This is a genomic window from Rhizobium sp. 007, assembly GCF_015353075.1.
Taxonomy (GTDB): Bacteria; Pseudomonadota; Alphaproteobacteria; order Rhizobiales; family Rhizobiaceae; genus Rhizobium.
In genome coordinates this window covers 342011-363318 of sequence record NZ_CP064191.1, presented here as the reverse complement: position 1 = coordinate 363318, position 21308 = coordinate 342011, and the positions used below count along the sequence as shown (strand labels likewise).

General features: G+C 58.6%; 7 protein-coding genes and 2 pseudogenes. 5 read left to right on the top strand and 4 right to left on the bottom strand.

What is annotated here, in order from left to right; all coding sequences use genetic code 11:
- Positions 1–262: 262 nt before the first annotated feature.
- Positions 263–1015: an IS6 family transposase gene (locus tag ISN39_RS35605; RefSeq protein ID WP_194732230.1), complete on the bottom strand. Its 753-nt coding sequence runs from the start codon at positions 1013–1015 to the stop codon at positions 263–265.
- 397 nt (positions 1016–1412) lie between these two features.
- On the opposite strand from ISN39_RS35605, the gene ISN39_RS35600 reads away from it, so the two are divergent.
- Both ISN39_RS35600 and ISN39_RS35595 read left to right on the top strand, forming a co-directional pair.
- Entirely contained in the window at positions 1413–9098 is a 7686-nt protein-coding gene (locus ISN39_RS35600; protein WP_194732562.1) for a non-ribosomal peptide synthetase, read from the top strand.
- Positions 9099–9198: 100 nt separating this feature from the next.
- Positions 9199–9531: pseudogene (locus ISN39_RS35595) on the top strand (IS21 family transposase); the annotation flags it as partial.
- Positions 9532–9660: 129 nt separating this feature from the next.
- Here ISN39_RS35595 and ISN39_RS35590 read toward each other — a convergent pair.
- The 3 genes and pseudogenes from ISN39_RS35590 to ISN39_RS35580 form a co-directional block, all read right to left on the bottom strand.
- Positions 9661–10618 (bottom strand): IS630 family transposase gene (locus tag ISN39_RS35590; protein ID WP_194732561.1). Its coding sequence is split into 2 segments (ribosomal slippage): positions 9661–10266 and positions 10268–10618, totalling 957 coding nucleotides; the frame shifts between segments, so codons are not numbered across the junction.
- A 243-nt stretch (positions 10619–10861) separates the two neighbouring features.
- Complete coding sequence (gene tnpB, locus ISN39_RS35585; protein ID WP_194732560.1) at positions 10862–11092, bottom strand: IS66 family insertion sequence element accessory protein TnpB; 231 nt, start codon at positions 11090–11092, stop codon at positions 10862–10864.
- Positions 11089–11542: pseudogene (locus ISN39_RS35580) on the bottom strand (transposase). Before ISN39_RS35580 ends, tnpB begins: the two are co-directional and overlap by 4 nt.
- Before the next feature lie 860 nt (positions 11543–12402).
- Between ISN39_RS35580 and ISN39_RS35575 the strand changes: the two are divergent.
- The 3 genes from ISN39_RS35575 (at position 12403) to ISN39_RS35565 (ending at position 21193) form a co-directional block, all read left to right on the top strand.
- A complete protein-coding gene (locus ISN39_RS35575) occupies positions 12403–18972 on the top strand; it encodes a non-ribosomal peptide synthetase (protein WP_210388724.1) in 6570 nt (2189 codons plus the stop codon).
- A 56-nt stretch (positions 18973–19028) separates the two neighbouring features.
- Positions 19029–20384: an MATE family efflux transporter gene (locus tag ISN39_RS35570; RefSeq protein ID WP_194732558.1), complete on the top strand. Its 1356-nt coding sequence runs from the start codon at positions 19029–19031 to the stop codon at positions 20382–20384.
- Positions 20385–20446: 62 nt separating this feature from the next.
- Complete coding sequence (locus ISN39_RS35565) at positions 20447–21193, top strand: 4'-phosphopantetheinyl transferase superfamily protein (RefSeq protein ID WP_194732161.1); 747 nt, start codon at positions 20447–20449, stop codon at positions 21191–21193.
- Positions 21194–21308: the final 115 nt, after the last annotated feature.

The window sequence follows — 21308 nt, the reverse complement described above, 5'->3', positions numbered from 1 at the left end:
CCGATGCTTCGTCGTCATTCGCAACAAATCTCACGACGGCCGAATCCTTGCAAACGAAGCCGAAAATGTTGACTCTTTGCCGTAAAGAGGAAACACATTGCCTAATCGGCGGGTCATGCCGTCGAAGTAGCAGACTGCAACGTCCGGTCCTGCTTGTAATGCCTATTACACCTTGCCGATGTCGGTGCGATAATGGGCTCCCTCGAAGGGCTTGTCGCAAACCTTCCCGTAGATCGAAACTACCGCTTAATCGGCAACATTTTCACGCTTTGTTAAGCTTTTGAAGTCCGAAAAGGCACCCGATCAGATCGTTCTGATCGTTGACGGTCCAATCGCCGGTGAAGCCGAAACCCTTCCTTAGCCAGAGCATCGCTTCGAAACCAGCAATCGTTCGGCGTGGCGTATTGAAGGATTGGAAGCCGCCGATTTTTGGCATGTTCTTCTTCACCCGGAAGTGGTCGCACTCGATGCCTTGTTGGAGGTGCTTGGTGACATAGTGGACCGGATTCGGATGCAATAGCCCATCATCAACGGCTGTCTTAATCGTTGACGGGAAGGTGTTGGCGCCGTCTGTGCCGATCTTCTCTGGCGACATCAAAGGCTCATCCTTCAACATTTTACGGAAGAATCGCTTCGCGGCATCGAGGTCGCGCTTTGCGGTCGGCAAGAAGTCGACCGGGTTTCCATGCTTGTCGATGGCGCGGTACAGATAACGCCACTTTCCGCGGATCTTGACGTAGGTCTCATCGATCCGCACTGAGCCACAATGGGGTCGGCGGAACTGACGGAGCCGCTTCTCGATCAGCGGCGCGTAGGCAAGGACCCAGCGATTGATGGTACTGTGGTCGACCTCGAAGCCACGCTCTCGGAACATTTCTTCCAAGTCCCGGTAGCTCAGTGGATACCTCAGATACCAAGTCACGGCTTGGACGATGAGCCATGCCTCGAAATGCCGCCCTTTGAAGTCATCCTTCGATTGTCGCTTCAGTTTCTCAGCAATGGCATTCAGAATCATCAATACGCTCCACCACATAGGGAGCGGGAATTTCCCCGCCGACCGTCAACATGCCGTTAAACAAGAAAATTTGCGACAAGCCCGTTGTCGATCCGACACGTGTCGAACATGTGACATGACACTGTTGGGATCATCCTATTGTTTAGAACGGATTTTCTCTGTTGGCACGGTGCATGCGTGGTCATCGGCAAACGTGCATAGACAGACGAGAATTGTTCCACGATCACGCCCACCGAACACTCAGATGAGGTCACCGAACTGCCCCACCGCCGATCCGATTGGTATCTCGGCGCGGTTGCCCAAAGGGGTAGAGATGACGCGTTGCTCTTCGCCGGGACACTTATGCCTTTTTGAACCAGATGGGCAGCGCCCTGCAGCACCTTCAAGATGCTCGAGCGTGTTCATTGGCAGTGGTACGCTCGCTGTCAGGTGCACTCAGCTCGCAATCGAGATGGGCCACGCCGTTCGCGCGGTGCTATCTGCCGACACGATATTCGCCGATTGGGCGGCTCGCGCCAACATCTCGGTTGTAGCCAGTGTCGAAGGGCTCTCGACGTTGCTTGCCACCGAGCCGGTGGAGTGGATTTTTTCCGTAGCCAATCCGTTCCTATTGCCGGCCGATGTGTTCGGACGAGCCCGTCAAGGCGCTTTCAACTATCACGACGGAACGCGATATGCGGGGACGCATGCGACGTCCTGGGCGCTGCTGGCACAAGAGAGCGAACATGCGATCACCTGGCATCGGATCGATGACGGTGTTGATACTGGTGAGGTGGCGATTCAGCGCCAGGTGTTGGTGACGCCGGCCGACACGGCGCTGAGCTTGAACCTCAAATGTTACGAAGCGGCCGTCGAGGGTTTCCGCGCGCTTTTAACCGGCTTGGCGGCGGGCGAGCTCAGTACCCGTCCGCAGGCATTGGAAGACAGAAGCTATTTTCCGAGACATCGGCGCCCGGATGCGGCCGGCTGTCTACGATGGCATCGATCCGCGCAAGACTTGTCGGCGATGACGCGTGCCTTGGACTTTGGGCCGTATCATCCCAATCCATTGTGTCTGCCCAAGGTTCTCGCAGGGGATAGTTTTATCCCGGTGAGGCGCCTTGAGACGTTAGCGCGACGCTCGGGCCTTCCGGCCGGTTGCCTGCTCGAGATCCAGCCCAGCCACTGGCGCGTGGCGACGGGGAGTGAGGATGTCGATGTATGCTTTGGCAGCCTGGACGGTCAGGCTCTGGACGCGCGAGCGCTGGCAATGCAGGTCGATCTGGACGTAGGCGATCGCCTTCCGGTTTTGAGCGATGACCAGGCGCACAGCCTGACGGCTGCACATGAGGAGATAGCGCCTTCAGAGGATTTTTGGCGACAGCGGCTCGAGCAGTTTAAAACAGTGGTGCCTCCTTTCCTGTCCGCGTCGGAAACGGAGACACCCCCCAGATGGCAGACAAGTGTGTGGTCCATTCCAGATGCTTTGGCTGCGCTGTCCGCCATTGACCGGGCGGAGCACCTGGCAATTGCGTGTTTGATCTATCTGGCCCGCGTTACTGGCGAATCGGAGCTGCAACTGGGGTGGAGGCCGGCGCCAAACGGAACGCAAGCTGGTTGGAACGCGCTGGAGGCGCTGATCGCTTCTGTCGTGCCGATGGAGGTTGCCATTGATCTTGCACATGGTTTTGAAGACCTGCGCAAAGTGGTGGCGGCGGAATTCGCTCGGTTGACCGAGCACGCGAGCTTTGCGCGCGATCTTGTCGGACGCTGCCCGTCCCTCAAGGGGACGGAGGCGTTGCGGTCGCAATGGCCCTGGCCGATCGGCCTGACGATTACCACAAACAGCTATTCTGCTGCTGATCTGCCTTCGAGCCCCGGTTCAGAGACCGTTCCTTGCGGTGATTTGCTGACGTTTGAGGTTTGCGCTCTGGATGGGAGCTTCCGCTGGCATTTTGACGCCAAACGATTGGCGCCGGAGCAGATCGATCGTATGACGCAGCATCTGCAAAACTTGGTGTCAGGTGTGATGGCCGATGCCGAGCAGCCGGTCGGCCAGATCGACATCCTGCCGGCCGAGGAGCGCAGCTACCTGCTGGAGGAGCTGAACCGGACGGACGCCGACTATCCGTCGGATCTGTGCATCCACGCGCTGTTCGAGGCGCAGGTGCAAAAGGCGCCCGACGCGGTGGCGGTGGTCCACGAGGACGAGCGTCTGAGCTATGGCGAGCTCAATCAGCGCGCCAACCGGCTGGCCCATCATCTGATCGGGCTCGGCGTCAAGCCGGACGAGCGCATTGCGATCTGCGTCGAGCGCAGCCCGGCGATGGTGGTGGGGCTGCTGGCGATCCTCAAGGCCGGCGGCGCCTATCTGCCGCTCGACCCGGCCTATCCGAGCCCGCGGCTCAACCAGGTGCTCGCCGATGCCGCGCCGCGGCTGCTGCTTTGCGATGCGGTCGGCCGCAAAGCGCTCGGCGCCGAGGCGATCGCAAGCCTGAGCGTGGTCGATCTCTCGAACGGCGAGCATCCCTGGGCCGACCAGCCCGCAGACGATCCCGACCCGCATGCCCTCAGCCTCACCCCCAGCCATCTCGCCTACGTGATCTATACCTCCGGTTCCACCGGAACGCCAAAGGGCGTCATGGTCGAGCATCGCGGACTGGTCAATTATCTGTCCTGGGCCCGCGAGGCTTACACGCCCATATCCTCCTCCGTCGTCTCCTCTTCGCTCGCCTTCGATGCTACCATTACCAGTCTGTTTGCGCCTCTAATCTGTGGTGGGTATGAACATCTCATATCCGAGGGAAAGGAAACCGAGGACCTTAAGGTAGAGCTAGTCTTAGGCCGCAGGCTGGTCAAAATCACTCCCAGTCATCTGGATGTTCTGGGGCAGCAACTGCAGTCGACTGGAGATGCCAGTCAAGTGGAGCTGTTCGTCATTGGCGGCGAGGCATTATCGTCTTCGACGGTCGAGCGCTGGCGTCAGATCCAGCCGGCTGCCAGAATGGTCAACGAGTATGGCCCGACGGAAGCGGTTGTCGGTTGTGCTTTCCATGACATCCCCGCAGACCTTTCCGCATCGATGAATGTGCCGATCGGGCGTCCGATATCGAACACGCGGCTTTATGTGCTTGACGACCATCGTCAGCCCGTCCCGTTTGGGGCGGTTGGCGAGCTCTATATTGGCGGAGCGGGGGTGGCGCGCGGCTACCTCAACCGTCCGGAGCTGACGGCGGAGCGGTTCCTGGCCGATCCGTTCAGCGGCAAGGCGGATGCCCGGATGTACCGGACCGGCGACCTGGCGCGCTACCTGCCGGACGGCAATCTGGAGTTCCTGGGCCGCAACGACGAGCAGGTGAAGATCCGCGGCTTCCGCATCGAGCCGGGCGAGATCGCCGCCCGGCTTTGCGAGCATGAGCTTGTCGGCGATGCCGCGGTGGTGGCGCGCGAGGATCGCACCGGCGACAAGCGGCTCGTCGCCTATGTGGTTGCGAAGACGACGGACGGGTCGGACGAAGCCGATGGCGCCGGGCTTGCTGCGTCGTTGCGGGCCCATCTCAGTGGCCTGCTGCCGGACTACATGGTGCCGTCGGCGTTCGTGCGGCTTGCGGCGCTGCCCTTGACGGCGAACGGCAAGCTCGACCGCAAGGGACTGCCGGCGCCGGAGGACGACGCCTATGCGCGGGCGGCCTATGAGGCGCCGCAAGGCGGGATCGAGACGGCGCTGGCCGCGATCTGGGCCGAGCTTCTCGGTGTCGAGCGCGTCGGACGCCACGACCACTTCTTCGAACTCGGCGGCCACTCGCTCCTGGCGGTGCAGCTGATGGAGCGGCTGCGGCGGCTGTCGCTCGGGGTGGAGGTGCGCACCCTGTTCGCCAGGCCGGTGCTGGCCGATCTTGCCGCCAGCCTTGGCAGCCATCACGAGGTGGCGGTGCCTGCCAACCTGATCACCAAGCAGAGTACGGCGATTACGCCGCAGATGCTGCCGCTCGCCGAATTGACCCAGCCGGAGATCGATCGGATCGTGGCGACGGTTCCCGGTGGCGTCGGCAATATCCAGGACATTTATGGCCTGTCGCCGCTGCAGGACGGCATTCTGTTCCACCATCTGCTGGCAACCCGGGGCGATCCCTATCTGCTGGTCTCGCAGATGGCGTTCGCCGACCGTGGCCTGCTTGAGCGCTATCTTGGCGCGGTTCAGCAAGTCGTGGCCCGGCACGACATTCTGCGCACCGCCTTTGTCTGGGAAGGGCTGTCCAACCCGGCGCAGGTGGTCTGGCGCACTGCACCGCTGGATGTGGTCGAGGTTGAGCTGGAGGGCTGTGATGGTTCCGGCGCCGATGAGCTCAGGCGGCGGTTCGATCCGCGCCGGCAGCGCATCGACCTTGGCCGGGCGCCGCTGATGCGGTTCGTGATCGCGCGCGAACCGGGCAGCGGGCGCTGGCTGCTTTTGGTGTTGCAGCACCATCTGATCGGCGATCATACGACGGCCGAAGTGATGCATGCCGAGGTCCGGGCCGCGCTGCAGGGGCGCGCGCATGAGCTTGCAGCGCCGCAGCCGTTCCGCAACCTGGTGGCGCAGGCGCGGCTTGGCATGGATGCCAAAGCGCATGAAGCGTTCTTCCGGGAGATGCTGGCCGACATCGACGAGCCGACGCTGCCGTTCGGTCTGAGCGAGGTCTATGGTGATGGCATCGGATCCCGCGAGGCACGGCGGATGCTGCCGCAGGCGCTGCACGACCGGCTGCGCAGCCAGGCACGACGGCTCGGGGTGAGCCTTGCGAGCCTTTGCCATCTGGCCTGGGGGCAGGTGGTGGCGCTGAGCAGCGGCCGTGAGCAGGTGGTGTTCGGCACGGTGCTGTTCGGCCGCATGCATGCGGGTGCCGGCGCCGACCGGGCGATGGGCCTGTTCATGAACACCTTGCCTGTGCGGCTCGACCTCGATGGGACCGGGGTTGAGGAAAGTGTGCGTATCGCCCACGCCCGACTGGCCGAACTGCTTTCACACGAGCATGCCTCGCTGGCATTGGCGCAACGCTGCAGCGGGGTTGCCGCGCCGGCGCCGCTGTTCAGCGCGCTGTTGAACTACCGTCACAACACGCCGGCGGTCGCCTGCGAAGCGGAGGATGGGCTGTCCGGCATGGAATGGCTGGGGGGCGAGGAACGCACCAACTATCCCGTGACGCTGTCGGTGGACGATTTTGGTCAGGAGCTGGGGCTCACGGCGGACGCGGTCGAGCCGATCTCCCCCGATCGGATCTGCGGTTACATGCAGCGGGCGCTCGAGCAGCTGGCGGAGGCATTGGAGCAGGCGCCGAATACGCCGGTGCGAGAGCTCGACATCCTGCCGGCCGCCGAGCGCAGCTATCTGCTGGAGGAGCTGAACCGGACGGAAGCGGATTATCCGTCGGAGCGGTGCATCCATGAGCTGTTTGAGGCGCAGGTGCAAAAGGCGCCCGACGCGGTGGCGCTGGTCTTCGAAGAGCAGTCGATCTGCTATGGCGAACTGAACGCCCAGGCCAACCGGCTGGCCCATCATCTGATCGCGCTTGGGGGCAAGCCGGACCAGCCGGTGGCGATCTGCGTCGAGCGCAGCCCGGCGATGGTGGTGGGGGTCTTGGCGATCCTCAAGGCCGGCGGCGCCTATGTGCCGCTCGACCGAGCCTATCCGTCCGGCCGTCTGCGGCAGGTGCTCGACGATGCCGCCCCGCGGCTGCTGCTTTGCGATGCGGCCGGCCGCAAAGCCCTCGGCGCCGAGGCGATCGGTGACCTAAAGGCGATCGATCTCGATGCGGCTACTTCTGCCTGGGCGGAACTGCCGGCGTCGGATCCCGACCCGCATGCCCTCGGTCTGACCCCCAGCCATCTCGCCTATGTCATCTACACCTCCGGTTCCACCGGAACGCCAAAGGGCGTCATGGTCGAGCATCGGGGATTGGTGAACTATTTGCACTGGGCCTGTGGGGCCTACGCGCCCAGGTCCTCCTCGGTAGTCTCCTCGTCCTTGGCCTTCGATTCCGTACTTACCAGCCTTTTTGTGCCTTTGTTGTGTGGTGGCCATGCACAGCTTGTCAGGGAGGGAGACGAGGTCGAGGGGGTGAAGGAAAGGATCCGCTCGCACTGCGGGGTCATCGACATCACGCCGAGCCATTTGGACGCGCTTGGGCAACAGATGCTGGCGGACTCTACCGCCAGCGAGGTTGGCCTGTTTATCATCGGCGGTGAAGCGCTGTTCGGTTCGACAGTCGAGCTGTGGCGCAGAGTCCAGCCTGCGGCCAGAATGATGAATGAGTACGGCCCCACCGAAACGATCGTCGGCTGTCTGTTTTATGAGGTTCCGGCAGCGCCAGCTGTATCCGCGAACGTCCCGATCGGCCGTCCGATCGCGAACACGCGGGTGTATGTGCTTGACGCTTATGGTCAGCCTGTGCCGTTCGGGGCGGTGGGCGAGCTCTATATCGGCGGGGCGGGGGTGGCGCGCGGCTATCTCAACCGGCCGGAGCTGACGGCCGAGCGGTTCGTGGCCGATCCGTTCAGTGATGAGCCCGGGGCGCGGATGTACCGGACCGGTGACCTTGGGCGTTATCTGCCGGACGGCAATCTGGAGTTCCTGGGCCGCAACGACGAGCAGGTGAAGATCCGCGGCTTCCGCATCGAGCCGGGCGAGATCGCCGCCCGGCTGCTGGAGCACAAGCTAGTCGCCGAGGCGGTGGTGGTGGCGCGCGCCGATCGCGCCGGCGACAAGCGGCTCGTCGCCTATGTGGTTGCGAAGACGACGGACGGGTCGCACGAGGCCGATGGCGTGGAGCTTGCCGCAGCGTTGCGGACCCATCTCGGTGGCCTGCTGCCGGACTACATGGTGCCGGCCGCCTTCGTGCGGCCGGACGCACTGCCGCTGATGCCGAACGGCAAGCTCGACCGCAAGGCGCTGCCTGTTCCCGACGACGATGCCTATGCGCGCACCGTCTATGAGGCACCGCAGGGCGCGGTCGAGACGCTGCTGGCCGCGATCTGGCAAGAGCTGCTCGGCCTCGAGCGCATCGGCCGCCACGACAACTTCTTCGAACTCGGCGGCCACTCGCTGCTGGCAGTACAGCTTCTCAGTCGAGCGCTATCACTTGACCTCAGGTTTGACGCCGCTGATCTCTTTCAAGCTCCTGTCTTGCACGAACTCGCGTCGAAGATTGATGTACAGCGGCACCCCAATACATCTCGAGTGCTTTCCATTCGTGCTACGGGATCGCAGCCGCCGCTCTTCTTTGTTCCTTCGGGTTCAGGAGATTGTTCCTATGCCCTTAGTTTGGCAAGGGAAATGGACGCATCCTGTCCCGTCTATGCTCTGCCATGGCCGCCTTTCGATGAAATTCGTCCCCTAACTCTTGAACACATAGCCGCCAAGGTAATCCTGGCGATCAAAGAAATCCAGCCGCAAGGTCCGTATCGCCTTGCTGGATACTCTTCAGGCGGAATTTTAGCTTACGCAATTGCCCAGCGCTTACTATATCTCGACGAGGCTATATCATTCATGGGTTTCATTGATGTTGCGCTATCCTCAAATCCATCGAGAGTACGACCCTTAGAAGTGGTGGGAGAAGCGGTGCTGCAATCCCTTGATGTCGTGGACCATGACGTCCTCGAACTCGAGGACCACCTTGCACAACAAAATTCAATCGCTCAATTGCTCAAGAAGGGACAGCAACTTGGAGCGCTGCACGCGTCTCGCGATATTCAAAGCGAAGCTTTGATGTATAAAAGGATCGACCAGTTCCAACAAGTGGTGCAATCGTATCGAGTTCCGTCCCTGCCAATCGAAATACATCAGTTTTATGCCACCGAGCCGCTCATCAACCTTCGTGCAGGAACTGAAGAAAATATGGATGGTCAAGAGGCAAGCTCGCGCATGCTAGGTTGGCAACATATCATAGCTGCGGCGTGTGTTCATGCCACACCGATCCCAGGCAACCATATGACGATGATGAGTGTTCCGGAAAATCGCCGAGTTCTGGCCCGACGGCTATCAACTGCCTTAAACCGGTCACCTGAGAGCGGCGGTGCAAAAACCTGCCACGGTAGCGGCGGAATAGTCCGGCCGCGGGCGGAGTAAAATCCGGCCACCTATTTCCTTGCTGCATTGAACGCAGGAGGGACAGGGGATCTACACCGTGGAACTTTATCTGAAGGTTCGGCTGGCTGTTTCGGAAGGAATGAGCCGTCGTCAGGCTGCAAAGCATTTCAACATATCGCGCGACAGTGTCGCCAAGATGCTGTCGTATTATGTTCCGCCCGGCTATCAGCGCCGGTCACCTGTGCGGCGGCCGAAGCTGGATGCGTTTGTGTCAATCGTCGATCAGTGGCTCGATGAGGATGTGACGGTGCCGCGCAAGCAGCGCCATACGGCCAAGCCGGTGTTCGACCGGCTCCGTGACGAGTGCGGGTTCACCGGCGGCTACACGATCATCAAGGATTACATGCGCGAGCGGGAACAACGCCGCCAGGAGGTGTTCGTGCCACTGCCGCATCCGCCGGGCCATGCGCAGTGTCGTTTTGCAGTTAATCGTGAGACTCTGCCTGCAAGCATTTCAACGAGATAGCACGGCACACTATTTTAGATCGAGCAGTAAATTTGAGATTTCAGTTCGTGATTTGGCACCTAGAGCACCGTACTTTTAATCGAACCCATACCCGGCGGCTCTGAAATAGTTACGGCATTCTTGGCTGTTGAAGAGGTTGCAGATCGATCCGAGGGCATTTGAGAGAGCGTCAAACGTGCGTGCGGTGGCTGCTCTGAGGTGGGCCTTGATTTTGGCGAAGGCCATTTCGATGGGGTTCAGGTCCGGCGAATAAGCTGGCAGGAACAGCAACCACGCACCAACTTCCTTGAGGCAGGCTTTGGCTTTTTCGCTCTTGTGAACGCGAAGATTATCCAGGATTACGACATTGCCTGGTTCGAGTGTCGGAGCAAGCTGGGTCTCGATGTAAATGTCGAAGATTTCCCGGTTCACCGGCTTGTCAATAATCCAGGGCGCGGTAAGACCGAAACACCGCAAGCCTGCAATAAAGGTCTGTGTCCCCCAGTGACCAAACGGTGCATCCGCAATGAGACGCTCGCCACGCGGAGACCGCCCACGCAGTCTCACCATCTTTGTGTTCACTGAGGTTTCGTCCAAGAAAACAAGTCGATGCGGTTCAAATCGCATCCTCGGCTGGCGTTTCGAAATCCAGACATCACGATCTTTTCGGATATCAGCGCGAGCGCGTTCCGACGCCATCAGCTGTTTTTTTATATGTGAAGCCCTGTGTTATCAAAAACCTCGACAGGGACGATGGTGGAATAACCAAACCATGTTCATCCTCAAGACGACGGGCAAGCTCGGGCATGGTGATGTCAGGTTTGACTTCGACCTGTGCAACGAGAAAGTCTCGATAGGGCGACAGCTTTCCTCCCCCCGGCGGCCTTCCTTGTCGTGCAGGTGTTATCAGACCAGTCCGCTCGCGGCGTTGCAGCAGTTTGATCGCACTGCTGTCGCTGATAGCGAAATGACGGGCAGCGGCGCGCCGTGACTGGCCACTAGCGACCATCGAGACAACACGTCGACGAAGATCAACAGAATGAGACTTTCCCATGTGATTCACCTCCAAGGGAAGTGAATCACAACAATACCAAGAGGAAAACCCTTCGATTCTCAATTCCAGTGCGATGCTCTAATTTGATATTTGCCACAAGGACGGAGCTTTCCATCCTAGCAGATCACGTCCAGTAAATCGGAATTTTTACAACCACTTAAATGAGAATTGGTCAATGCGAAACATGGGCGGACCGTCTCAAATTAACTGCCAAGAGCTGCTCTAACGGGCGCATTCTCACGTTTAACTGCCAAACGACAGCAGATCCTTGTAGATCAGCACCATTCCGGTGCCATCCCATACCAGGATTTTTAGGCGATCCCCGCGCTTCGACCGGAAGATCACCGTCACCCCGGAATGCAGATCGAGCTTCAACTCGGTTTGCACCATCAATGCCAGCGCCTGATGACCACAGCGGAAGTCCACCGGCCTCGTCGCGATCAAGATCGGTAATCGTTGGCCCGCGACGATCATGCCATCCCTCGCATCGCCCGCACCAGAGCCGCAACCCGATCAACCGGCACATCGCCGGGAACCCTCACCACAAGGTCTACGCCTATTTCTACCGTCATGGTCCCCGAAGTGATCTCGACCGTCTCCGGGATCGGCGAAGCATCGGTAGCAATCTTCGGCTCCGTCATAATCAAGTGGCACAAAGGCAGGCTCGAATGGGCCGCTATTCTCGCAAGGCACGCCAGCCATCAGCTCCGCAGGCAGCGCCAGAAGACCCTGACGTGCCTGCCGTCGCCAGTCCGAAAGCTGATGCGCAATGAGATCATGACGACGCGCAACATCAACAACCCGAGCACCAGGCTGAAGGCTTTCCGCTACAATTCGCGCCTTCAGATCATTGGGCCATCGCCGGTTTCCCCGACGAGGCTCGACAACTTCGCATCGCCCAACAAACCCGTGACCATCCGCCATGCCAAATCTCCAGCTCTTGCCGAAAATCTTCTGACAGAAACCTCAACGTTCAGAAACACGCGGAATCAATGGGATGCAGACGGCGCATACGCATTAGGCCCTTTTCAGCATTTTGAATGCCCCGCACCGGCAACACCAGCGAACCACCCAAAGGATGACCTCGCCCTCAAAATTGCGACACTTGAAATCGCTCATTAAAGGGCCGCTGAAAATCGTCACCGCCCATTCCAGCATCACATTGTTTTTGCAACAGGGCCCGAAGCTCTACTCCCCCTTGATCATTTATCCTCACGCCATTTCGGACAAAGTCGCGGCGAACAAATTCCACGAAGCTCCTCGTTGCCAATCTGCACGCACTCGCCATCGCCGTCATGGACAGGATTCCACCCCCGGGAAAGCGGAACTTAAGAGCCGGCCAACACCACGTGCATAGTTTTGTTTGATGTTGAACAATGTCGAACATGCGACATGGCAACCTTGGAAGTCATGTTGTTGTTTATAAATCGTTTTTCGTTTGGCGCACTATATGCAGGGGTTCATCGCAAGGGATTGAGAGAAAGTTTCTCGCAAGCTGCTTGCGAATGTCTATTCAGACCTCTGGCAACGACCAGTGGACCAGCCGAAGAGAAGGTCGAAAATGTAAGGTTCCGCAAAACTCATCCAGAATGACAGCGTCGCAATCGAGCGAGGCTGGCGCGTTTGTGCCTGTCTACGATCCATTCAACGGTGTGCTCAATATTGGGCCATGCTGTTCATACGAGCGCCGGACATGCCTGCCCCTCGGCGGGCTTGCTCGGCGTCTACCATGGCCTGGATCAAGAGCTGGAACGCCAGGCCACCACAGGAAATTTCCTTCGTTAATGCAGTTTGGAAAACGCACTCTTATGGACAGCTTACATCCCGCTTCTCCGAAAGTATTTGTATCTGTTGTTTCCCGCTTTGGCCAATCGGCAAAAGAATGCCCCGCCCGTCCCGCCGTGTATTTCGGCGAAGATTACCTGACGTATGGCGAACTGGACGATCTCACCAATCGACTTGCCGCCGCGCTTGGCGTTCATGGCTGCACACGGGGCATGGCAGTGGCTGTGTTGATGCCGCGTGGCCCAGCGCTGCTTGCTTGTATGCTAGCGATATTTCGGCTGCGCGCGGTCTACGTACCCCTGGACACGGCATACCCCACCGATCGGCTGCGGGGCATGGTTGAACGTAGCGAATGCGCCATCCTGGTTACTGCTCCAGACGATTTGGAGCTTGCGCAGGCAATTGCGGGAACCGCTTCGGTCGTCAATGCCGGTTTAGCCACCTCGATCCCCGCCGCGCCCACAACATTCCTGGATGTGCAGCCGGGTGATGCTGCCTATGTCATTTTCACGTCCGGAACCACCGGCGGACCAAAGGGCGCGGTGCTCACACATGCCGCGTTGGCCAACCACCTCAATGCCAAAATTGCGGATCTCAGCCTTTGTGCGACTGACCGCGTTGCTCAAACGGCTTCCCACTGCTTCGACGTATCACTCTGGCAATTCCTGGCAGGCCTATTGGTGGGTGGAGCCATCGATATTTTGCCTTCCGCTGTTATTGCGGATCCTCGCCAATTATCAAAAACTTTGCGCGATCGGAGGATCACGGTAATTCAGTTCGTGCCATCGCTCTTGCGTACCTGCCTCGTTGCCACAGAAGGCGAGAGCACACCTCAGTTTGAGAACCTGCGCTGCATCTCAACTGTTGGCGAACCGCTGTCACCCGATCTATGTCGCAAATGGCTGACGCACCATCCGGAAGTTCCCATCCTCAATCATTATGGCCCAACGGAGTGCGGCGACGGCGTCACGCACCACTTGGTGACACAGCCGCCAGCCGCCAATGAAACCTACGTACCGATCGGCCGACCTATTCCCGGGCTTCGGGTCTACCTTGTCAGGCCGGACAGTGATCTTCTGAAACTTGCATCGAGAGGGGAAGTTGGGGAGCTATGTGTCAGCGGTGCTGGCGTCGCTCGGGGTTACATCAATGACCCGGAACGCACTGCGGCGGTTTTCGTGGCGAACCCGTTCGACGACACGCCTAGCCACAGCCGTTTGTATCGGACGGGTGATTTGGCTCGCATGCGGCCCGATGGTTTGCTCGAGTGCCTTGGCCGAGCGGATCGGCAAGTCAAGGTGCGGGGCTACCGTGTCGAATTGGGAGAAATTGAATCTGTTCTCAACAGCCATCATGGCGTCATGGGAAGCGCTGTAGTCCTGCATCGAAGCCAACATCGATGGGCGAAGCTCACGGCCCGTGCAAAACTGGGGCGGGAGAGTAGCGATGAAAATGCATCAGCCGTCGACGCAGATCTTGTGCCGCCTAGCCTAGTTGCCTTCGTAGTTCTGCGCGATCACTGCACTTTGCGACATCTGCAAGAGCATCTGGGCCGATACTTGGCGCCGTACATCATGCCGGATCAAATTTTTGAAGTGCCGACACTCCCACTCAATGCAAACGGCAAGCTCGACTACGGCCGCCTGCCGATTCCAGATGGAATGCGCCCGCTGTCCGATGTTGCCTTCGTATCGCCACGATCAGAAATCGAACGACAGCTTGCGAACCTTTGGGAGCAGATCCTGTGCGTGGCTCCTGTCGGCCTCGACGACGCCTTCATCGATTTGGGAGGCGATTCGCTGCGAATGATGTTGCTCGCTAATCGGGTTCACCGCCTTTTTGGTCGCCAGATACAATCGGGCCAACTTCACCGTTCAACGGTCCGGGAGTTGGCGCGGACGATCGAGCAGGGCGCCGAGACACAGTTGCCTCCCATTATCCGCATTCCTGAGGCGGCGACGAAAGTGGTGCCGCCAACATATCTTCAAACTCACCTGTGGTTCCTCTGGAAGCTCGACCCCCAGGCACGAAACTACGAGCTTCGGACGGTCGTCAATCTTGAGGGTTCCTTGGATCGCGGTGCATTCGAGGCGGCCTGGACTGATTTACTCCATCGTTTTGACACGCTGCGGGTGAGATTCCTGGAGAAAGATGGCCATCCCCTGATGGCCTTTGACGGGCCGCTACCTCGACTAGAGTACCAAGATCTCTCGTCGTTGCCTTCAATGGCTCAAGCCGAGCACGTCGCGGCAATTCAGCGGCAACACAGCGCGCAACCGTTCGATTTGGCGACTGGCCCACTCCTTCGGACCGCCCTCGTTCGTAGGAACGAGCGCCGGCACGAGCTATACCTAACTACCCATGAGATCATCATGGACGCATGGTCGCTTTCGGTGTTGGCGCGCGATCTGCGACGCCTCTACGAGAGTCATACGGTTGGCCAGGCCGCAGCTTCGCCAGCAAAGCCCGAAATTGGCCTCGGCGACTACGCTCTGTGGGAAGCAAAAAATCTCACCCCTGATCGCTACAATGTTCAAGGGACATACTGGCAGCAGATGTTAAGCGGAGAATTACCGGTCCTCGAGCTGTCAAGCGATCACGAACGCCCCCGACACCTCACATATGCCAGCCACGCCCAAGGGCTAGCATTGGATGCGGGCGTGACGGCCGCGCTTCGTCGTGTGGCTGCTGACAACCGGTCAACATTATTCGCAACACTTCTAGCAGGGTTTGCGATCGTGCTGGCGCAATATGCCGGACAGGACGAGGTCGTAGTGGGCGCGCCTCACGTAGTCAGGCAGCGCCCCGGTACCGAGCAGCTTCTTGGCTTTTTCCTCAATATGCTGCCGCTGCGGCTGAAAATCGACGACACGGAAACCTTCAATACGTTGGTAAAGGGGGTACAGGAAACTGTTTCGGACGCCATCTCACATGGTGACTATCCGTTCGGGCGGATGCTGGAGACCCTTAACATTGCACGACGCAGCAACATATCACCGGTCTTTCAGGTCATGTTCAACATGTACTCGGAGCAACCGGAGGAAGTACACGGAGACGGCGGAAGACTGACCATCACCATCCGTGAACTGGAGCTGGGTTACGCCAAATACGATCTGACACTCTACGCGCAGGAGGAAGGGGACGGCGTCTATCTTCAACTGACGTATTGCAAAGAGATCCTCGAGGCACCTCAAGCAGAGCGGATCCTGCGCAATTTGGAACACACGTTGAAGCATTGCGTCGCAGCGCCCGACGCACCGCTCAGTTCTCTCGGACTATTGCACGAGAAAGAAGTGCGATTTCTTGCGTCCTTCAACGACACCAGCCGCGATTTCGGTTGCAAGGCAACCTTACGTGAACTGTTCGAGGCCCAGGTGCAACGCACTCCAGAACACACCGCCTTTTTCTGGAACGGAGGCCGAATTTCCTACGCTGAACTGAACGACTCGGTCGACCGTATTGCCAATGGGTTGGCTGGTCTGGGTGCACGCGCAGGTGATCGAATAGCAATCGCGACAGATAGGGGAATTGCAACGCTGGTGGCGCTCCTTGCTTGCGTGAAGGTGCATGCCGCATATGTCTGCTTAGGGCCTGAGTTGCCGCAAGCTCGCGCTGTTCACATCTTACGGGCAACATCCCCGAAGGTCCTGCTGACCGACAGCGAAGTTCATGCTTCCTGGGCATGCTACGAAAACTCGCCATGCCAGATGGTTTCACTGAATTCCCTCTCAGGAACCGCTTCGATAGGGGGGGTGCCTCATCCGGTCTTGCCTCATGATGTCCTGCACATCGTCTTCACGTCAGGAACGGCCGGGGAGCCGAAAGGAGTGCGCGTCCCGGCGTCGGCGTGCCTGAACCGTTTGCACTGGATGTGGTCAGAGTTGCCCTTCCTTGCCGGTGACGTTGCAGTGGTCCAGAAGTCCGCAACGCTTGTCGCAAGCACTTGGGAAATTTTCGGTCCGTTGCTGCAGGGGGTTCCCGCTTATTTGTTGTCCCGAGAGGAGCTTGTCATCCCAGAACGGCTGCTGTCCGTGCTTGAAAACCACAAGATCAGTCATCTCCTCGCCGCCCCACCCATCTTGGATGCACTGATCATGGCGCGCTCGACCGGCGGTCCGTCGGCAAGTGCGCTTCGGCTGGTTGCTAGCAGCACTCAGGCACTGCCGCCTGACCTCGTCAAGCGCTGGACGCTCGCGTTTCCAGCCACAAATCTCTTTAATTTCTATGGCTCGACCGAGTGCAGTTCCAATGCCGCCTGGCACCAAGTGGATCATTCACTTCCGCTTGATGCGCGTAACGTTCCTATAGGTCGACCGATTGCAAATGTGCAATTGACCGTGCGAAGCAGGAAGCTGCAACTTATGCCGCGCGGCGCGCTGGGTGAGTTGTGTGTCACAGGTGCATGCCTGAGTCTTGGGTACCTCGATAACATAGAGCAACCGGCAACTCGGTTCGAAATGATGCAAGACGGCCAGTTGCTCTACCGGACTGGTGATCTTGCCAGATTCCGGGAGGATGGGACGCTGGAGCTTCATGGCCGCGACGATGACCAAGTCAAGGTGAACGGTTACCGCGTCGAACTTGACGAGGTCGCGCATGCGCTCCGATCGCACCCCGCCGTAAGCGATGCCGGGGTCGCGTTGCATGCCATGCCGGATCGGGGCGGCCTGCTGGTGGGCTATGTGGTCAGCACTGCAGATCTCCTCGATGAGGCCGACCTTCTGGCATTCACACGGGAAACTCTTCCAACATACATGGTGCCAGCGCGCATTATGCGCATTGATGAACTGCCTCGCAATCCAGGTGGCAAATTGGACCGTCGCGCCTTACCACTGCCAACTGCGATGTCCACAGGCAAAGGAAGGAGACCGCAAACGGTAACCGAGGCAGCCCTCGCGGATCTTTGGGAGCGTCTGTTGGGTTGCGAAGAGGTTTCAGCCGAGGACGAGTTCTTCGCTCTTGGGGGAACTTCGATCCTAAGTGTGCGATGCGTGTCCGACGCCAGCCTTCGTGGCTTGCGCTTCACCGTCGGCGAACTCTACGATAACCCTCGACTGGCCGACCTGGCGAGTCTCATTGACGCACACGGGGATGCTCTGCCCAATGAGACTACATTCGATCGCATCAAATCCGAGAATGTGGCCCCGCCTTTTTCCCCCACCATGCGTTTCTTCAGCCAGCACATGGGCTACGATGAGCACTTCAATTTGTATGGCCTGTGGAAATTCAGCGCAGGAGAGCTTAATGGAACGCTCTTATCGCAAGCCGTTGCCACACTGGGTGATGAGCATCCCATGCTTCGTACCCGGCTCGTTCGCTCAGACGGGACTCCGGCGCGCACGCTCCCGACCGACGACCCGCTATCGTTAGAACGTATCACACTCCCCGCCGATTTGCCGGAAATGTGGGAACAGATCGTGTCAGAAAAAACCGAACAGGCACAGTATGCCTTCCGGTTCGACGGTCGCACCCCCCTCCTCAGGGTGTTGCTATTCGAGGGGGGCCAACCGCAGACACAGCGAAGCTGGCTATTCATTGTCGTGCATCACTTCCTTACAGACGGCTACGGTTTTCGTCTGTTAATTGGGGAACTGGAACGACTCTATAGGACTGCGGCGGCTGGCCTAGAGGTCAAGCCAACCGCCCTCACAGGACACGCCAGCATAGCCAATTGGCTTAACCTCCTTCGCAATCATGCGATAGATCATGCCGAGGAAGAGCTTGAATACTGGGAAACCCGACCTTGGGCAGCATTAATGCCCTCCGGTTCACCACTGGCTCTAGCGGCGGCGCGTTCTGGAGGAGACCCAACCCCATCCGATCCTGTCGGCGCGCGTCGCATGCAGGCGTTGTTGCGGGCCGGCGAAGTCGACAACGACGAATTCTTGCGGTTGTGTGAATCCCAAGCGACTCGATTTCTCAGCATCCCTCAAGTGGAAACCGCTGCGCTGCTGGGATTTTCTGATCGTGCCGGGATAGATGGGCTGGATCTTATTCTATTGGCTTTTTTGCGGACATTAGGTGGCGATCGTCCAATGCTTGGACTTTACGTGGACAGCATTACGGCCCTGCGCACTCCTGTGTTGGGTGGTGTCGATCTATCAAATAACCTTGGAATCTGCTGTGAACTCTTGCCAATGCCACTGGTGGTCGATGGCACTGAACCAACGATGGCGCAATTGCGCTCTGTAGCCGCCCAACGTCGCCGGATACCCACCCTTGGCCTTGGCCTGCGTGCTCTCCAAGCATTTCATCCTGATGAGAGAGTGGCGGCGCGCGCGGCACGATTGCCAACGCCGCGTGTTGTGATCAATTTCCGTGCTCCTCTAGCGGCCATCGGCGGGCGCCGTTTTTTGGACCAGCAAGAGGCGCCGTTATGGTGTGGCGAAGACATGAATTTTAACAAACACCATTGGCTTGAGTACTCAATCGACGAAGTGAATAGCTGTTTGCGCATAGTGCAACAACATAACTATTCTCGTATTGATGGATCATCGGCCACGTCAACTGCAAACAAATTGCAGAACAACCTGACGGGAATCATTCGCGAGATTTGCAATAGACAATAATAAGTCTCAACTGACTCCAGTGTCCGATGATATTCTACCTAAAAGCAGGCGCTCAAATGAAACCGATCCAGTTAGAGCAGCTCGAGAACGAGCCCATGGTGCCACTTGTGCTAAGGCTTGCCGTTCCAACGATTGTGGGACTTTGCGTCAGTGCGGCCTACCAGCTTTTGAATGCTTTCTTCGTTGGACGTCTTGGGGCAGAGGCGGTGGCCTCTCTTGCGATTACATTCCCAATTACCATGGTCCTGACGCTTGTCGGGCAAGCGGTGGGGACTGGGGCAGCATCGACCGTGGCGCGCAGCCTCGGTCGGCATGACCATGCATCCGCAGCAGCATTCGCCTTGACAGCAATTGTCTTGGGCTTGGGCATTGCGATATTAGCTTCTGGTAGTATCGCGACCAGCATCAGCGTCCTCCTGACATGGTTTGGCGCTAGCAACAATACGCTGCCCTATGCGATCGAATACCTAAGGCCGCTCCTGTTTGCCCAGGTGCTGCTCGTATTCAACATGATCTGCGGCTTCATCGTCAGGGCCGAGGGGAACACGTTATTCAGCATGGTCACGCAGATTGTGGCATTTGCTCTCAACGCAGTGCTCGATTCCCTGCTGATCTTCGGATTGGATCTGGGGATCGCAGGAGCTGGTTTCGCAACATTGATTGCGCAAGCGGCTGCGGCCGCCGTGTACGGTTGGCATTTTGCGACCGCGTCCGGTGTGGTGAGGCTAGGCCGTCATCCAGCAACCGGTTTATTGGCGCGTATAGGTGTCATTCTGGCGGTAGGAAGTCCGGCGGCGCTCGCGAGTGTGGCTGGCATTGCTGCCATGTGGCTGCTCAATTCTACTGCCAGCACATTTGGCGACGATACTTTGGCCGGGGTGGGTGTCGCAACGCGGCTGCTTTTCATAGTGGCTCTACCAATCAGTGGCCTGTGCATCGGTGCCCAATCTGCGGTCGGCTACAACATCGGTGCGGGAAGGGGCGACAGAGTGCGGCAGGCATTGACCGTAATATTGTCCCTATCCTTAGCGTTCTCATCGATGTGCGCGCTCATAGGCATCGGCCAATCGCACGCTTTGGCCGCCTGGTTTGTTACGGAGACCTCAGCTATCGCGGTCGCGGAACGCGCAATTGCTGCATTCCTAGCCGCTTCTGTTTGCTTTCCCGCAATGGCAGTCACTATTATGCTGGCACAGGCCAAAGGCGAAGTGACACGGGCATCGCTGCTCGCAATTACGCCCGATGGGCTATTCCTGATACCACTCCTGCTAGTGTTGCCGCGGTGGCTGGGCGTCAAAGGTCTCATCATTAGTCCCGTTCTCAGTGAGGCTGCTGCTGGCCTGACTGCCACGCTCGTCCTTTATCGAGAGTGGCGGCGCTTGAGCAGAGATGAACGTTCGCTTCGCGTTTAACATCGCAATGCTACTTTCGGCGAAAGAGTTGAATTACCAAAACAGAAACACAAGCGTCTCAAATGAAATCTGTGAAGATCTGGCAGTTTGATTTGAACGTTCCGCCCCACCCGTGGCCGGACTGCCTTGCCTGGTTGGATCACGAAGAACAGGAAAAATATAATCGTTTGAAGCATCGGCACGACGCGCGAAGGTTTGCAGCGGCGCACGTGGCCCTACGCCGAATCTTGGCCGGTTGCTTGCTTATTGAGCCCTGGGATGTGAAATTTGCGTACAGCCAATGGCGTCGCCCATACGTTCCCGGAGGGCCTATTTTTTCGTTGAGCCGCAGCGGCGACCTAGCACTTGTCGCTGTCTCTCACCAGCCTTTGCTCGGCATCGACGTCGAATGCCTGGACCAAGCGGTTGAATGGAGCTGGCTTGAGACCATTTGGTCGCCGGCAGAATGGCGACGGCTTCGGACGATGACGAATGCTCCTGAACTATTATTGCGCCTTTGGGTTCGTAAAGAAGCCGCAGTAAAAGCTCTGGGACTCGGACTTGCCCACCCCCTGTCGCAGGTCGTGGTTCCACTCTCGCGACAAACTGGCCCCAATGGTGCGCGTCTGTGGCTTCGGAACGAGCAGGGAAGCCACTGCTGGCGCGTATACGATTTACCAACAAAGGTTGGTTTCATCGGATCGATCGTAACGGCGCGGCCTGTCGCTCCTGAGAGTCTGGCAGTGCATGGGTTCCCCGCCGCAGGTGATTGGAGCGGCGCCGTTGCCAAAAGCACAGGTTCGCTTGTTGCGCCGCAGCACTCCGGCTAGACCGCCCGCGCCGAGAGCATTTCGCCTCCATGCTGGATCGTGCCGCTGTGATCGGGATAGGACTTGGCTAAATCCATGTTCCATTGCATGGTGCAGACGCTACCGGCAGGCCACT

Coding starts and splice junctions, on each gene's coding strand:
- ISN39_RS35605 (WP_194732230.1), bottom strand. CDS start 1,015: ATGATTCTGAATGCCATTGCTGAGAAACTGAAGCGACAATCGAAGGAT.
- tnpB (WP_194732560.1), bottom strand. CDS start 11,092: ATGATCGTCGCGGGCCAACGATTACCGATCTTGATCGCGACGAGGCCG.
- ISN39_RS35575 (WP_210388724.1), top strand. CDS start 12,403: ATGCAGTTTGGAAAACGCACTCTTATGGACAGCTTACATCCCGCTTCT.
- ISN39_RS35570 (WP_194732558.1), top strand. CDS start 19,029: ATGAAACCGATCCAGTTAGAGCAGCTCGAGAACGAGCCCATGGTGCCA.
- ISN39_RS35565 (WP_194732161.1), top strand. CDS start 20,447: ATGAAATCTGTGAAGATCTGGCAGTTTGATTTGAACGTTCCGCCCCAC.